This window comes from Desulforhopalus sp., assembly GCA_030247675.1.
Classification (GTDB): domain Bacteria; phylum Desulfobacterota; class Desulfobulbia; order Desulfobulbales; family Desulfocapsaceae; genus Desulforhopalus_A.
In genome coordinates, this window is the sequence record JAOTRX010000003.1 from 399,813 (window position 1) to 414,626 (window position 14,814).

Annotated in this window: 13 protein-coding genes; 7 read left to right on the forward strand and 6 right to left on the reverse strand. The window is 55.5% G+C overall.

Translation table 11 applies throughout. From position 1 onward, the window contains the following. The first annotated feature begins 257 nt into the window (after positions 1–257). The 3 genes from OEL83_08995 to OEL83_09005 all read left to right on the forward strand — a co-directional run bounded on the left by OEL83_08995 (position 258) and on the right by OEL83_09005 (position 3,522). Positions 258–1,091 carry a GGDEF domain-containing protein gene (locus OEL83_08995; protein ID MDK9707174.1) on the forward strand — a complete coding sequence of 278 codons (834 nt, stop codon included), beginning with the start codon at positions 258–260 and terminating at the stop codon, positions 1,089–1,091. A gap of 422 nt (positions 1,092–1,513) precedes the next feature. Beyond that, a complete protein-coding gene (locus tag OEL83_09000) occupies positions 1,514–2,251 on the forward strand; it encodes a hypothetical protein (protein ID MDK9707175.1) in 738 nt (245 codons plus the stop codon). Positions 2,252–2,748: 497 nt separating this feature from the next. Next, on the forward strand, positions 2,749–3,522 hold the full coding sequence (locus tag OEL83_09005; protein ID MDK9707176.1) for a PEP-CTERM sorting domain-containing protein: 774 nt from the start codon (positions 2,749–2,751) through the stop codon (positions 3,520–3,522). Positions 3,523–3,684: 162 nt separating this feature from the next. On the opposite strand, the gene OEL83_09010 is transcribed toward OEL83_09005, so the two are convergent. Further along, on the reverse strand, positions 3,685–5,307 hold the full coding sequence (locus OEL83_09010) for an ABC transporter substrate-binding protein (protein MDK9707177.1): 1,623 nt from the start codon (positions 5,305–5,307) through the stop codon (positions 3,685–3,687). A 386-nt stretch (positions 5,308–5,693) separates the two neighbouring features. On the opposite strand from OEL83_09010, the gene OEL83_09015 reads away from it, so the two are divergent. Beyond that, on the forward strand, positions 5,694–6,113 hold the full coding sequence (locus OEL83_09015; GenBank protein ID MDK9707178.1) for a hypothetical protein: 420 nt from the start codon (positions 5,694–5,696) through the stop codon (positions 6,111–6,113). 77 nt (positions 6,114–6,190) lie between these two features. Here OEL83_09015 and OEL83_09020 read toward each other — a convergent pair whose 3' ends face one another. Continuing rightward, positions 6,191–7,213 (reverse strand): AI-2E family transporter, encoded by a 1,023-nt coding sequence (locus tag OEL83_09020; protein ID MDK9707179.1) that lies wholly within the window; start codon positions 7,211–7,213, stop codon positions 6,191–6,193. Between the two features lie 266 nt (positions 7,214–7,479). On the opposite strand from OEL83_09020, the gene OEL83_09025 reads away from it, so the two are divergent. Both OEL83_09025 and OEL83_09030 read left to right on the forward strand, forming a co-directional pair. Next, positions 7,480–8,247 (forward strand): TerC family protein, encoded by a 768-nt coding sequence (locus OEL83_09025; GenBank protein MDK9707180.1) that lies wholly within the window; start codon positions 7,480–7,482, stop codon positions 8,245–8,247. After that, positions 8,244–9,146: a homocysteine S-methyltransferase family protein gene (locus tag OEL83_09030; protein ID MDK9707181.1), complete on the forward strand. Its 903-nt coding sequence runs from the start codon at positions 8,244–8,246 to the stop codon at positions 9,144–9,146. Before OEL83_09025 ends, OEL83_09030 begins: the two co-directional genes overlap by 4 nt. 43 nt (positions 9,147–9,189) lie before the next feature. On the opposite strand, the gene OEL83_09035 is transcribed toward OEL83_09030, so the two are convergent. Both OEL83_09035 and OEL83_09040 read right to left on the reverse strand, forming a co-directional pair. Continuing rightward, entirely contained in the window at positions 9,190–10,083 is an 894-nt protein-coding gene (locus OEL83_09035; GenBank protein MDK9707182.1) for a pseudouridine synthase, read from the reverse strand. Between the two features lie 104 nt (positions 10,084–10,187). Next, positions 10,188–10,316: a hypothetical protein gene (locus OEL83_09040; GenBank protein ID MDK9707183.1), complete on the reverse strand. Its 129-nt coding sequence runs from the start codon at positions 10,314–10,316 to the stop codon at positions 10,188–10,190. A gap of 373 nt (positions 10,317–10,689) precedes the next feature. Here OEL83_09040 and OEL83_09045 point away from each other — a divergent pair, with 373 nt between their 5' ends. Then, entirely contained in the window at positions 10,690–11,712 is a 1,023-nt protein-coding gene (locus OEL83_09045; GenBank protein ID MDK9707184.1) for an ABC transporter substrate-binding protein, read from the forward strand. An 18-nt stretch (positions 11,713–11,730) separates the two neighbouring features. Here OEL83_09045 and OEL83_09050 read toward each other — a convergent pair whose 3' ends face one another. Together OEL83_09050 and OEL83_09055 are read right to left on the reverse strand one after the other, a co-directional pair. After that, positions 11,731–12,381 (reverse strand): zinc ribbon domain-containing protein, encoded by a 651-nt coding sequence (locus tag OEL83_09050; GenBank protein MDK9707185.1) that lies wholly within the window; start codon positions 12,379–12,381, stop codon positions 11,731–11,733. 7 nt (positions 12,382–12,388) lie between these two features. Next, positions 12,389–14,704 (reverse strand): mechanosensitive ion channel, encoded by a 2,316-nt coding sequence (locus OEL83_09055; protein ID MDK9707186.1) that lies wholly within the window; start codon positions 14,702–14,704, stop codon positions 12,389–12,391. Positions 14,705–14,814: the final 110 nt, after the last annotated feature.

The window sequence follows — 14,814 nt, forward strand, 5'->3', positions numbered from 1 at the left end:
TAGCGGCTCGGCTCTTGTTCGCCGTGGGATACAAAAATGCCAAAGTCCAGACACTTGGGGACTGTGGCTGGTGGTTGATTGTCGGTAGCCGGGAGGCTTGCTACCCACTTGCTATTTCTTGTCCTGCTTAGTCTGGACTGAAAAAGACTCTCCTTGTGAAGGGGCAATCAAAGACGTATCATTTCGTTTAGGTAACGAGATCGGGTGTTGGCAAACCCACCATCCAGCGCACTTGCAATATCTACCGGTAACCGGGCATGCCAGAATCTCTCCCCAAACAGGTTAATGAGTTTGTCGCGGCGGCGCGACAGCCCTTTAGCTATAACATCCTGAAAAATCACTATATTTGGTTCGGGGTGCTGTGGGGCTTGCCTATTCCTCTGGTAAGTATCTGGATGCACAGTCATTTTCTTGGGATGCAGGTTGCTGGTGGGGAACTGCTGGGAGAAATTGTCGGCAGTCCGCTGCATTGGTTTTTTCTTGCTCATCCCCCCGTTTTTGGGGTGGTTTTCGGTATCCTTGGTACGATTCGAAACGAAAAAGAGAAGAAAATCAGTGAGATGGTTGGTCAACTGCAGGAGTTGTCGGTCCATGATCCACTGACCGGACTGAAAAACCGCCGGTATTTCGTCGAGGTCTTTTACGATGAATGTGCCCGCAGCCTGCGGCGGGGTGAGGCGCTGACCCTGCTGTTCCTCGATCTCGACCACTTCAAAAGGGTCAACGACAACCATGGCCATCATTTCGGTGATCTGGCCCTGCAGGAAACCAGCAGGTTTCTGAAGAAGCAGTGCCGGCCCTACGATACGGTCGTCCGCTGGGGCGGGGAGGAATTCATTATTCTTCTCAGAGCAACCGATGAATTGACCGCTCTCAACTTTTCCGAACGGATCAGGCAGGGTATCGAGGCGGAATTGCATAGCAATCTGCCATTTACCATGACCATCTCCATCGGCGTTGCCCAATATCAGAATAACGATACCCTCGAAGAACTCACCGACCGGGCCGACAAGGCCCTGTATCACGCCAAACAAACCGGCCGTAACAAGGTCATCCCCTGGAGTATGCTCTCCGCTGAGTCAAATTTGTAGAGATTTTGCAGCGCCGGAGCCGAAAAACCATGAAAAGAATTTTGTTCCTGCCGGTTCATTCTTAGCAGCTGGGGCCGGATTCTCCTTCTTGTCATTATGTGGTGTCGTCACTGTTCAATTGTTGCGGGTTTTCTGGTCCTCTCCCAGTGACTTGCTCTGTTGTTGATAGGTGTTTGTATTGGTCGTTTGTAGTTATAATCTTGCTAAAACCTTGATTTGGTAGCGATGTTTATAGCTCATGGGTATGGTTTGCACGTGGGATCCTCTTTGTCGTTGCCGGTGTTCTCTTGAATTTATCTTATTATTACAAAAAGATAATCAGATTCTTGGTTGGGTGGCATGCAAAGGGATTATGGCTTACCAAAAATAACAGGACGCAAGGGTCAGCAGTCTGCAGCCTGCTCAGAATGAGGAATAAAGTAATGCGTGTCTATGTTGGTTTTGATGATACCGATGTGCTCGGTGCCGATCGCGGCACCGGCAAGTTTGCCCGCTGGTTTGAGAAGAAACTGCCGCAGGGTGTACAGATGTACGGCGTGGTGCGTCAGCAGTTGCCTGTACTTGAGGGGATTCCCTACACCTCCCACAACAGCTCAGCCTGTGTGATCCTTGATGCGGTCGATCCCTCGCAGGTTCAGCAATTGGTTGATCTCGGCGCCGATCATATCCGTGAGCACTTTATGGACGGGAGCGATCCTGGCCTGTGCGTCGTTGCCGGGAGCGGATCTTCGACCGATACCCTGGTTGCCTTTGGCCGACTGGCCTCAACCAGGGTTGTCACGCAAAAAGAGGCGATTAAGGCGGTGAACGGCTTTCATCTTTCCGGACATGGCGGCACCAATGACGGGATTATCGGCGCCTGTGCCGGGGTTGGCCTGACCATTTCCGGCTGGAGCGGACGCTTTATCGAACTGAAAGGTCTACGCGAGGTCCCCTTGATGGTTCGGGTTAGCGATCTTGAAGCGCGGGGCATCCGGGTCCTGTCGGTTGACCGGAACGCCTTGGTGGCTGGACCGGACGACCTGGTCGATACCCGCGGTTGGCTGCGTCCGCGCCTCTGGGCGGGCGGGGCAGTGCTGCCGGTTGAAAATACCGGACACGGCGCCTGGCGCTCCATTTGCGGCAAGGGGGAAGGCGCCGCTCAAGATGGGAAGGCGTAATCGTCCGGCAATTGCACAAAAGGTAGTGTCAACAAGTGAACAAGTAGCTGAGACTGACTCGCCCGCAGCGGTATACCTGCAGCCTCCTCCCTCTCTTCCACATTTTTCATGACTTGAAGCAAGCCCTCATCTCCCAAAAAGGAGGGAACGGCTTGCTCTGGCATGGTTCCCTTCGATCGGCCATCATTGCAATCGGAAACGGCCAGCGCAGGCCATTTTAGGCTTGCGTATCTCAAAGGCGTTGATAAACGAGATGTCCCCATACTGCATGCATAACTTCATGGTATGGCTCCGGGGACACGGAGAGACTTCCGGATAAACGGATCGAAATTTCACTGGAGGCCGCTAAATCACAACACAATTCAAAAATGAGGGTGATATTGTGGTCAATTTTGAAATGGTACGAGTATTGCTAGAAAGGAGGGGTAAGAGGCAGGGGCAGGGGTGGGATACGACAATAAGCTCTTTATGAGTGATCATGTTAGCGAGGCTCTACTATGAGAAAAAAACTTGCAATCACCATCGTGGTTTTAATGAGTCTGGTTGATACAACCACCCACGCATCGCCGCTTGATCTGACAGCGCTTGGGAGTAGCGGATATTTCAGTGGAGGATATTTCGTTGAAGGTGGCAGCCAAGTTGCGGGATCGGGTGTTATCTCCTCATTCCTGCGGATGCAGGATGCCGGGATAGAGGAGGGGTATAATAGCGACGGCACTCAGTATGTCCTTGATGAGAAAGCTGGGGTGTTTACCCATTCCATCCAATTAAGCGCCATTCCAATAGTCAACATTGGCGGGACAGACTATCGGGAATTTCTCCTTGACACCAATGAAGGCAATAAGACAGGAGACAATCTACTCTCTCTTGACGAACTGAGGATCTATTTGGCGGGGAGTAGTCTCGCAAGCAACTTGTATGACCAGGCCACGAAGACGCTCGGTACCCTGTCTGCTGTTTATGATATGGGGGCAAGTAACTCTATCCAGCTTGATGATAGTCTCGCATCTGGAAGCGGCCAGCCCAACATGTTCGCCTATATCCCCAATGAACTCTTTACTTTGAATGGTGTGAGCAATCCTTATGTATACCTCTATTCAAAATTTGGCGCTCAAGGTGGGGTGTTTGAATCCAATGGAGGCTTTGAGGAATGGGCCGTTCGCGCTCCCGAAGCGCCTGGTCCTGTCCCGGAGCCAGCAACCATGTTGCTCTTTGGCACCGGTCTTGTTGGTTTGGCGGCTGCGATGGCCAGGAGGCGAAGGAAAATTTAAAGGGGCATTGTGGATGAGCGTGACCGCGGTGTCTTTTGAGGGATTGCCTTTCGCCGGTGTAGGTGTCAGAATGACTGCCTGGTCGGAAGAGGTACCGGTTATTGACGCTTATACCACAAGGGCATACATTTCGTTTGAGCAAACAAGTTGCTCAACTCAGCTTTATCTCTTTGTCTCATCGATGGTTACATTCCAGGGTTCGATAAGCTGCCAGTCATCGTTCTTGTCGAAGCCGGTAACCCATGGCATCGCCCACTTGGACATGACGTCGTAGTAATACGGGATGTACATATAGTCCTCGCGGAAGGCCTTCTGGGCATCCTGCGCTCCTTTTTGCCGTGCCGAATCGGTAACGGCCTTGGTTTTGGCCTTATCGAGAAGTTCGTCAACCCTGGCGTTCTTGTACCCGCCCATTTTCCCGCGGGCGTTGCCCGAGGTGGAATGGATGGCACCCATCAGGTAGGCAACGGCATCGGGGACGCGGGTGCCGACGTCATCACGAAAGATCTGAGCACTCCTCTTCGCCGGGCCGGTGCTGTCCTCAATGTCGGCTTGCATCTCCACATCCTCGATATTGAGGACTTCCCGCCACTGTTTTGCCATATACCGGGCAGCCGCTTCATGGGTTGGGGTGCTGATGCCGCTGAGGGTGATTTTCGGCAACAGCCGGCCTTCTTTATAGGTGGAGGCAGCCAGGGCCCGTCTCGCGGCAGCCGGATCATAGGGGTATCGCGGATAGGACGGATCAACTCCAGCCACCTTGTTGAGGAGCTGCGTGGCGGCCGCATAGGGCCCATCGGGGAAGGCGGCTTTTGCCAGTTCCTCTCGATTGACAGACATGATCAAGGCCTTGCGGACATTGATATCATTCATCGGCGGTTTTTGCGCATCGAACCAGAAATGCTGACCCTTGGCGAGGGCGGGACCGCTGATGAAATCACTGCCGAGATCATCAAGCAAGGTTGGAGTGATCAATTCGGTATGGGCATCCATCTTGCCGGTTTTCAGCATGAGGGTAGCAGTGCCGGGGTCGGTCACCGTGGTGATGATGATCTTCTTAAGTTTTGGCGCCGGGCCGAAGAAATGTGGGTTAGGTATAAGGACCACGATGCCCCTGTCGAGATCCATTGATTGCGGCATGAAGGGGCCGCTCACCACGACACCATTATTCGGCTGCCACCAGTCGGGCTTTTCACTGCCGTTTGCGTCGCGGGCCTGGGATATCTTTACCGGGGCGATAAGGGCAGTGGCAATCTTCTGGTCAAAGATTGGGTCGGGGGCGCCAAGGGTGACGACAACCGTCCGCGCGTCTTTAACGGCAATGCCCGATAAGGCGGTGCTTTTACCGGAAGTTACGTCCTTGAAGCCTTTGATGCCGCCGAGAAAGAGATCGGCGCGGGCGTGTCCGGTGCTCGGCATGGCGCAGAGTTCCCAGGTGCCTTTCAGGTCACCGGCGGATATCGGTGAACCGTCGGAAAACACTGCCTTCGGGCTGATGGTGAGGGTCCAGTGCGAGAACGACGGATCAGATTCGGCCTTGTCAAGGACATATGGCTGTAAAATGCCGGCCTTGTCGAAATACAGCGGAGCCGCCCAGGTTAGAGACTGCCAACGCACGGCGTGGCCACCACCATGCAGGGGTGACCAACTTTGGCTTAATGCCGGATGGGCAATATTGAGGACCTGGCCGTCCTCCGCGGCGGCAGAGCAGCCCCTCCCCTCGCCGGCGAATTCGACCGCCGTAACGATCAGCATATACAGCACAACAGCTGATAGGAACTTCATGGTTGCCTCCCGGTGATGATTTATCAAAGGTGCCTGTAGCCCTTCAGGACGCCTCGGCGTTCGTACAGTCCGAGCGGTGGTTGGTTAATTATTGATACAACAATAGCCGAAGGCGCTGTTTATGGCGACCAGTTTGATGGTAGGCGTAACGCAAAGTGTCGTGCCGGGTTTCTGTAAAAATGGCAACCCAGCTTTGCTGGGGGGATATTGCGTTAGGGAAAAAGGTGTTTATCCTAAGAGATGGGGTGCCGGAGCGGTTTTTGCACCCTCATCCGGGCCGAATGGGCCATAGAAAAATACAACCAACACCCCAAAAGGGGTATAGGTGCCTTGAACGGGTTCTTGTAGGTACTGAAAAAATCCGCAAGACACCAAGGAGTAACGCTATGAAAGATCCAGCCAATGTACATTTGAAAGTGCAAGAACTCTGCGATTGTTTTGCCGCCACCGACCCCCTCAAAGGGATGTCCGATATTGGCCATGGCACCGAGGACGATGAGGCGGCTTTAAAGTGGATCGCCCTGGCCGTACTGCACGGCATCAACAGCAATGCCGAAAAGATCTCCCTGACTACCACCAAGGACGGCAAGGTCAGGGTAACCGCCGAATACCGGGAAAGTGATCTGCCGGCCCCCGGACCCGCCGTCGGCAAGAAGATTATCGAGGCGATCCGGGCAATGACCCATATTGAAAAAGACAAGGACAAAATGACCCTTGCCCTGGGTATCCGTAACAACAGTATGGATCTGAAGATTAAGTCACGCCATGAGGGCGGCGATGACCGGATCAGCATAACCTTTCCGTGAGGGGTTTGTTGATTGGCGCGGAGTTGTACGGGGCCGTTGCCTCTGCATGCAACGGCCAGCAGCCTGCCGCCGATGGTTCAGGGATGATTGATGATTGGGGTCTGATCGTCCTGCAGGGTGCTGTTTGATGCCTCGACCTTGATATAATGAAGGAGTACCGGAGCCAGGATCATCCCCGGGATGCCCATGAGTTTTTCGCCGAGAAGCAGGCCTAAGAGGGTCAGCCACATCGGGTTTTTTATCCGGCTGCCGATAATCTTGCTGTTGAGGAAGAACTCCAGCTTGTGAATGGACACAAGAAAGACCAGTGCCCATACGGCCATGTGCGGCGAGATGGTCAGGCCGACGCTGACGATGATGGTGTTGCTGATCAGGTTGCCGATGATCGGCATGAGACCAAAGACGAAGGTCAGTCCGGCGATGACCATGGCAAAGGGGTAATGGTTCCAGAACAGGAAAACGCAGGTCAGGGCCGTGTTGATCGACGAGATGATGATCTGCGCCCCGAGTACCGTGGCGAAACTTTCGTAGAAGGTATTGGCCCTGGCCATGAGTTCGGCAAAGGTCTGATCGTAGAGATTGTTGCGGACAAGGACCGGCTCATGATCTTCACCGGGGGGGCGGCTGTTGATAAAAGCCCCGACGGCAATGACCAGACCGATGATAAAGGTGACCAGATGCACCAGGATGAACTGGGTGTATTTGCCGATGTTGTGTAGCTTATCCATGGCGAATTCCAAGGCCTTGTTCTTCAATTCGGCAAAAGTGGCAAAGGTAGGGTCGATACCGAGCTTCTCGGCGTACTCAATAACCACCGGGATGGAGTGGCGGGCGATTTCCGGCACCTCGGTCACCGCCGTGCGCAGAAAAAGATAGAAGCCGGTGCCAAAGGCGCCAAGGAGAATGGCCCCGAGCAATAAGGCCAGCCATTTCCGTCCACCGTAGCAGAATTGCCGCAGGGCGAAGATGGTGAACAGGCCGGTGAGAAGCAGCGTGGTCAGATCCAGCCAGCCGACAAAGGCCAGGGACATAAAGATGATGGTATAGGATAGCCGGACAGGGACATTGCTGGACAGCAAGATGGGCTGGTCGGATCGCATGATTTCTACCTTGGCGGGCGGCGGATGGTAAGTATTTTTCTGGGCAACGATATTGCCTTCCCGGGAAGAAAGCAAGGATAAACCACGACTCTTCGAATATCGGACCGCTTTAAGTGGTGACGAAAAAAATGCAGCAGGGTGCGGTGGGGATTGCCGAAATCCAACCCATGCATTACACTCCGACCGTCCGGGTTCAGCGCGGGCTGTCGTTTCTTTAAAAAATTGAGAAAATATCAATAATGCCGGTGTGTTTCGGCAAGGATACTATGGAATTCCTCTTTCACCTTCCCTTTTGGTTAGCCGTTTTGCAGATCATCACCATCGATATCCTCCTTGGTGGCGACAATGCCGTGGTTATTGCCCTGGCGTGCCGTAAGCTCCCTGCCAAACAGCGGACCAAAGGGATCCTCTGGGGCACCGCCGGTGCTATTGTCCTGCGGGTTATTTTGATTTTTTTCGCCCTGACTCTCCTCAGTATTCCCTTTCTGAAACTGTTGGGGGCCATCCTCCTGCTGTGGATTGGTATCAAGCTCTTGCTGCCTGAGGAAAGCGATTCGCACACCACCCTCGAATCCAGTGAGAAGCTGTGGGGGGCGGTGAAAACCGTTATCATCGCTGATTTCGTCATGAGTCTTGATAATGTTATTGCTATAGCCGGGGCGGCGCAAGGTGCCGGGGAGGAACACCAGATGGTCCTGGTCATTTTCGGTCTTCTGGTCAGCATCCCGATAATTGTCTGGGGCAGCCAGATGGTGGTCAGGCTCATGGACCGTTTCCCGATCGTCATAACCCTGGGCGGCATGCTCCTTGGCTGGATCGCCGGGGGAATGTTTGTGACCGATCCTTTTCTCGCCACCTTTGTCGCTGACCGTTTCGGTATAATAACCAGTGCCAAGATGGTAACCTACACGGCTGCCATAATCGGCGCATTTTTCGTGCTTATTGGCGGGAAACTGCTTGTTGCCTGGAAGGCCAGGGGTGCCGGACCTTTGCCCGGGAAAGACGCTATCACGGACGGCGAAGAAAGGGAATGATGACCCGGCTCGAAGAAAAACTCCAGGCCGGACGGACGGTCCTCCTCGACGGGGCAACCGGTACCGAGCTGGAAAAACGGGGTGTACCGATGCACGGCACGGCCTGGACGGCGGAGGCGGTCCGTACCTGCCCGGAGATCGTCACGGCGGTTCATTGCGATTATATTCTCGCCGGGGCCGAGGTTATCACCGTCAATTCCTTTTCCCTCGCCAAACATATGCTCATCCCCGCCGGGCTTGCCGGCCAGTTTGGCGATTTGAACCGGACTGCGGTGCGGCTGGCAATCATGGCCCGGGACCAGGTGGCCACGGCACCGGTAGCGATTGCCGGTTCGATTGCCCCAACCACCTTTTGCTCGGAACCGGCAAAAGGCTACCTGCGGCGGGAAGAGGCCCTTGCCGGTTATGCCGAGCAGGCGGACATTCTCTGTCAGGCCGGAGTTGATCTACTCATCGTTGAGATGATCAGCGACATCGAACAGGGCAGCCTGGCGGTGCAGGCAGCCTGTGCCACCGGTCTGCCGGTATGGCTCGGCTTCAGCTGCCGGAAAACTGCTGTTGGTGAGCTCATGCTCTGGGACCGCGGCCATACTCTCAGCGAGGGCGTGGCCGCCATCTCGCCCATCGGCGGCTCGGCGGCCTTGATCATGCACACCGACGTTGCCGACGCCGTCCAGGCCTTTGCCGAACTGAAGAGGTCCTGGACCGGAACCTTAGGGATCTATGCCCATTCCGGGGTCTTTGTCATGCCGAACTGGCTGTTCAACGATGTCATTTCTCCCACCGATTACGCCCGGGAGGCAGAAATCTGGATGAACATGGGGGCAGGGATTATCGGTGGCTGCTGCGGCATCGGCCCGGCGCATATTGCCGAATTAAGAAAGAGATTCTGCTCCTGACCCGCAAAGAGCGGCATCGCCGCTTTCATTCCCCCAGCCTTCGTCAGTCCTCTGTGGTTCCGGTAAGTGTCAGTTTCCGGGTTGATTCGAAGAGCATCTCTTTACCGGTCATAGGGTCGCGGAATTCGATCTTATGCGAAAGCAGCTGCAGTGGCCGATCGAAGTCGTCGGGCGTTTTTTCCAGCAGCTGCGGGTAGCAGCGGTCGTTGACGATGGGAAAACCCAGGCCGCTCAGGTGTAGGCGTAGCTGGTGCTTTTTACCGGTCAGTGGCCGGAGTTGCATAAGGGCCCGCCGTCCCTCGACCTGCACGAGACGGATATGGCTGCGGGCATTGACCTTTCCGGCGCAGCAGCGCATGCGAAACCACGGCTCGCCGGTTTCGATGCGGTTTTCCACCAGCCATTCGCCTTGGCCGGTGTCCCCGGGGAAATGGCTTACCGCCGCGTAGGTCTTGCGTACCGCCCCCTCCATGAACAGGTGCTGGTAGGCACCTCGGCTTTTCTTGTTGGTCGAGACCAGTACCAGCCCGGAGGTTTCCCGGTCTATGCGGTTGATCGGTGACAGGTCGGGATTGCCAGTTTGCTGGATCAGTCTGTTGATCAGGGTTTCCAGGACATAGGGCCCGGTCGGGGTGACCGGCAGGAAAGGGGGCTTGCAGACCACCAGCAGATGGTCGTTGTGCAGGAGGATCCGTTCAGTGAAGGGAATGATCGGCTCTTCTTCCACCTCGCGGTAGTAGAAGAGCCGTCTGTCAGGAAGATAGGCGGTCTCCAGGGTGATCGGCTGCCCGTCTTCAGTTAATACCTTGCCGCTGCTGATACGGGCAAGCCAGGTTTCTCTGGCAATCTTTGGAAAACGTTCGGCCAAAAAATCAAGCAGTGTCGGATAGGGAGCGCCCGTATCCGGCAGATAGACGATTGATGCCCCTATTGCCATGCCCAAGGATCACCCCTCATACCACAAGGGCATTACGTTTCGTTTAAGCAGATAAGCTGCTCCACTCAGCTGTATACCGTATACGCACCCGGGAAAAAGCGGAATTAGCGCTTCTTGTCGTTGATCGAGAAATCGCTGTTTTCGTTTTTACTCCTCTTTGCGGCCTTTTTTTCCTTCTGGGTCATTGCCGGTTTCTTCTTTTCTTCTTTTTTGATTTTTTGTTCTTTTGCCATGGTATTCTTGCTCCTTGCAGTGGAATGTTGTTATTTGGGGGGCCGATCGTGGCCCGCTGTGGTTTGCCATCCTTCTTTGCGGCGGTACTCTACCAGTACCTATGAATAATAGCTTACACTTAAGCATGAGGCAAGGGTGCAAGCGCTTTAGACCGGTGGTTGCCGCCGGCTGCCCGCCCTCAAGGGAAATCCTGCTGAGGGCGTTATGCCTAATCAGTGTTGACACCCTTTCTGTCGCTTGCTATAAAAAATCACAGCGTATCGACAGGATATTTCGCCCGGCGGGCGTATCACACGGTTCCGCAACAATCACCGCCACCGGCAGCCCGGCGGTTGTGCTCGTCTATTTTCGTGAATTGAAGGAGAACAGGTCATGGCGCATTTTTTCCGGTCCGGCAAGTCCCTGGTGACTTTGCCGGTAGTCGTTTTTGTTGTTCTCCTGCTTTTCAGGCCGGTGTCTTCCGCCGTCCAGCCAACCCTCACCATGGTAGCAACCTATAGCGGCAAAGAGGCAATCTTTACCGAATTTCATAAAAAGACCGGGATTCTTATCGAGTTCCTCGATATGTCGCCCGGCGAGGTGCTTGCCAGGGCCGAGGCGAGTGGCGGAAGTCCCCTTGCTGATCTGTGGTTTGGCGGTGGGGCGGACAGTTTCGTCAAGGCTGGTGAAAAGGGCCTGCTTGAGGAATACCGTTCACCTGAGGCGGAGGCCATTCCCGCCCAATATAAGGACCCGCAGGGCAATTGGACCGGAGTGTCTCTGATCATGGCCGGGCTGTTGATCAACACCGAGGTACTGACCGAAAAGAAATTGCCGGTACCACGGCTGTGGGCCGATATCGTCAAACCGGAATACCGGGATGCCGTACTGGCTGCCGATCCGGCTATTTCCGGGACCACCTATACCGTTGCCGCCAGCCTGCTTCAGAAACTCGGGGAAGAGGAGGGGTGGAAATACCTTGAGGCCCTGGGCGGCAATGTCCAGTTTTTCACGAAAAGCAGCAGCGATCCGCAAAAGCAGGTCATTGCCGGGCAGATGGCGGTGTCGATCGTGCCCCTGTCGAAGGACCTGCTCACCATGAAGACCAAACCGCAGGTTCAGGCGGTCTTTCCCAAAGACGGGGTGCCCTGGACGCCGGCCGGCCTGGCAATCTTTAAAAACGCCAGAAATCCTGAAGCTGCCAAGGCTTTTGTCGATTGGGCATTGAGTGTTGAAGGGCAGCGTATAATCCAGAGTAAGGATCCGCGGGTCATGGTTCGTCCGGAGGTCGCTGTTCCCACGGAAATGGACGGCTTTGTCCTGGAGGATCTTATCCAGACGGATATCATCAAAACCGGCACGGACCGGCAGCGCATCCTCGCCACCTGGACGCAGCGCGTTTCCAGCAGGCCCTGAGGTCTGTCGGCTCGTCGATCAGCCGACCTTCTCGCCGCACTCACCGCAGAATTTAGCATCTGCCGCCAGTTTGCCGCCGCATTTTTTGCACGCGGTTTCTACATTGATGTTTGCCCCGCATTCTGGGCAGAAGCGCACCTTTTTCGGCAACGGCGCCTTGCAGGACGGGCAGCTTGCCCGAACGCCCTCGCGCCAGGATTCCTCCTTCAGCATTGCCCGGTCTTCTTCGGCCATCTGCGAGTGCGCCCAGATCTCCTGCACCGTTCGGCTCGCCTGGGCGGCGCTCATCTCCACCCCGAGGTCGGGTGCGCAGTTTTTACAGAGGCCCTTGGCGGTATTCCAGCAGCTTTTCTTGCAGACCCAGGAGCTGCAGCGTGGGCATTGGGTGAAGTCCGGCTTCAATTCCTCCATGGCCTCGGCAAAGGCGTCGTCGTGGGCGGTTTCCCAGGTCGCTGAACGGGCCTTTTCGCCGAGATTGGCAGCCTGGCCAAAGACCCCGCCGAATAAACCGCCGATGGCCTCAAGGGCCCCGGTGACCATACCGAGTTTCGATGGTTTGAATCGGGTCCTGTGACCGGAACCGCATTTATCGCAGTAGAATTCGAACTGGAAACCCTGGTTTGTGCATAAATCTGAATAGTTTCTGGTGAATACAATCTTTTCGCTCATATCGTCCTCAAATTTTTTTGTCCGGGAACGGAAATTCCTTAATATACAGATCACGCTGTGGGAAGGGCATGGAGATATTGTGCTTGCGGAAGGCGCGATCGATCTCGTAATTAATGGCGCTTTTCACGGCCAGCCGTTTGTCGATATTGACCAGATGGCAGCGCAGTTCAAAGCTCAAGGCATTGTCGCCAAAGGCCAGAAACAGCACCACCGGTTTCGGGGCCGAGCCGTCATTGACTACCTGTTCATTGTTGGCGGCAATCTCCAGAAGCAGGGTGCGAACCAGTTCGGTATCGCTGCCGTAGGCAACGCCGACCGGCACAATAAGCCGGCCGAAGTTGTCGTTGAGCATCATATTGGTGACCTGGTTGGAGATCAGTTCCGAGTTGGGGACAATGACGTCGGAACGGTCGAAGGTCTGGATCAAGGTCGACCGGACACTGATCTTCTGGACGTAGCCCTCGGTCTTGCCGATGCTGATCCAGTCGCCCCGTTTCACCGGGCGCTCAAAGAGGATAATGAGGCCGGATACGAAGTTGTTGACGATATTCTGCATACCGAAACCGATGCCGACCGACAGTGCCCCGGCGATGAAGGCAAGGCTGGAAAAGCTGAAACCGGCGCTGGAAAGTCCGATGATCAGGGCCAGGGCAAAACCGCAATAGCCGGTCATGGTCACCAGCGTTTCCTGGGCACTCTGCGAAAAACCGGCGTGCCGCAGCCACCGTTTCTCCATCTGCATCTTCAACCAGGAAACTGCCGTCCAGCCGCAGGCGAAGATGAAGACCCCAAAGACAATGCGGGCCGGGGCGATGAGCAATCCGCCGATGGTAAAGCCGTCCACCAGATAGCCGTGCAGCACCTTCTCCTGGGCTTCCGGCAGCCCCCAGAGCTTGAGAAAGAGCAGGAGGCCGACCGCCCAGGCGAGCAGCTTGAAAATAAGGCGTATCCAGGTTGTGCCGGCAAACCTGTCCCCCCGGTGCAGGCCGAGCTTCTGCCGCAGACCTTGCTGCCAGCGATATTTGCCGGAAAAACAGCCGCCGATGATCTCGTCGATGGCAAAGAGCAAAAGGCGCAACAGTGTAGCCAGAACCACTGTTCCGAGGAGACCGTTAAGGATGAAAAAGGAGAGATTTCGGTAGCCTGAGAGTTCGACGCCGATCACCAGGAGGGAGGTGAGGGTGATTGCTGCCAGTCGCGATTTGTCGAAGTGGTTCAGGTGTGCGGGCAGCTTGATCGGCCACAGAAACCACCAGCCAAGGCAGCAGATGGCGCAAATGATCAGCGATTGGCCAAGGCCACGAAGCGTCACCAGGGCGCCAAAATCACCGAGATCGATGCGGGTCGTGAAAAACAGCAGGCTTGCAAGACCAGCCAGGGCGGCAAAACGGCGAACCGGCAGGCTGACCGGCTGGTCGGTGGATTTTGCCGCCACCAGCAGGCAGCGCAGATGAAACAGGAACCGCGCCAGAAAGTAGAGGCCGACGGAGACAAACAGCCACGGGCCATAGACCGGCGGTTGGGAGTCCCAGGTAAGATAGAGGAGATAGCCGCCGGCCATGAGCGTGGCCGTGGCCATCGGCAAACTGAAACTGCCCCGCAGGGGAAGAGTCGGCGGCAGGTCTTGGCGGCCACAATAGATACCGGTCAAGTGTTGCAGCAGCCGGAAAATCTTCAGACCGGCAATTGTCCCACCAATGACAAGAAGGGTGAGGATGAGCAGCATCGGCGGGGTCAGATCCTGGAATCCGGAGCGTTCAAGGGTGTAGGTCTTGACCTGGTCGGCAAATGTATCCGATGTCGGCAGGGTCGTGGCGAACCTGCCGAGAAAATTCTCCGTTCTTGAAAAAAAGTTGGCGGTCTGCAGTTGCTTGTTCTGATCGGCCAGTTCGTTGTCGAGGCGGGTTGTCAGGGTGGTCAGCAGTCGGCATTCCGACAGGGTGATCTGCAGGGCCTGTTTTTGTTTGGCGAGGCTCTTGCGTTCCTTGACGATTTCTGCGGCTTCGTGCGCGGCGGAGGGGCCGAGCGACGCGGTTTCCTGTTCCAGGCGGCTGATCTGTTCGGTGGCCGTGTCAATACAGACGGTGGCTGCCTTGGTGAATTGGCTGGTCAGCTGTTGAGCACTTTCCAGCTGTTGCGGCGACAGCCGGCCGCCCTTTATCTGCCGGGAGAGTTCCTTGATCTTGGCCTGGGTCTTATCGAAGTTGAGCGGTTGGCCCTCCGCCTCGGCACACCAGGCGGGTGCCGCCTGGACTGCACTGAAGAACAGCCAGAGGAGGAGGGCGAGAAACCACGATTTGTCTTTTCCAGTTATAGATGCCAATGGGAAACCTCAGGGTAATTTTGATGAAATCTTTACCGCAAATATTTCCTTTTGCAAGGTTCTTTTCCCGCGGTACTTGCCTTGTCCGGCGGAGGGTGCCGACCCAGCCG

What these genes read in the sequence shown, in the direction of transcription:
- OEL83_09000 (MDK9707175.1), top strand. Translation starts at nt 1,514, where the DNA reads ATGCGTGTCTATGTTGGTTTTGATGATACCGATGTGCTCGGTGCCGAT.
- OEL83_09035 (MDK9707182.1), bottom strand. Translation starts at nt 10,083, where the DNA reads ATGGCAATAGGGGCATCAATCGTCTATCTGCCGGATACGGGCGCTCCC.
- OEL83_09005 (MDK9707176.1), top strand. Translation starts at nt 2,749, where the DNA reads ATGAGAAAAAAACTTGCAATCACCATCGTGGTTTTAATGAGTCTGGTT.
- OEL83_09040 (MDK9707183.1), bottom strand. Translation starts at nt 10,316, where the DNA reads ATGGCAAAAGAACAAAAAATCAAAAAAGAAGAAAAGAAGAAACCGGCA.
- OEL83_09020 (MDK9707179.1), bottom strand. Translation starts at nt 7,213, where the DNA reads ATGCGATCCGACCAGCCCATCTTGCTGTCCAGCAATGTCCCTGTCCGG.
- OEL83_09045 (MDK9707184.1), top strand. Translation starts at nt 10,690, where the DNA reads ATGGCGCATTTTTTCCGGTCCGGCAAGTCCCTGGTGACTTTGCCGGTA.
- OEL83_09025 (MDK9707180.1), top strand. Translation starts at nt 7,480, where the DNA reads ATGGAATTCCTCTTTCACCTTCCCTTTTGGTTAGCCGTTTTGCAGATC.
- OEL83_09015 (MDK9707178.1), top strand. Translation starts at nt 5,694, where the DNA reads ATGAAAGATCCAGCCAATGTACATTTGAAAGTGCAAGAACTCTGCGAT.
- OEL83_09050 (MDK9707185.1), bottom strand. Translation starts at nt 12,381, where the DNA reads ATGAGCGAAAAGATTGTATTCACCAGAAACTATTCAGATTTATGCACA.
- OEL83_08995 (MDK9707174.1), top strand. Translation starts at nt 258, where the DNA reads ATGCCAGAATCTCTCCCCAAACAGGTTAATGAGTTTGTCGCGGCGGCG.
- OEL83_09010 (MDK9707177.1), bottom strand. Translation starts at nt 5,307, where the DNA reads ATGAAGTTCCTATCAGCTGTTGTGCTGTATATGCTGATCGTTACGGCG.
- OEL83_09030 (MDK9707181.1), top strand. Translation starts at nt 8,244, where the DNA reads ATGATGACCCGGCTCGAAGAAAAACTCCAGGCCGGACGGACGGTCCTC.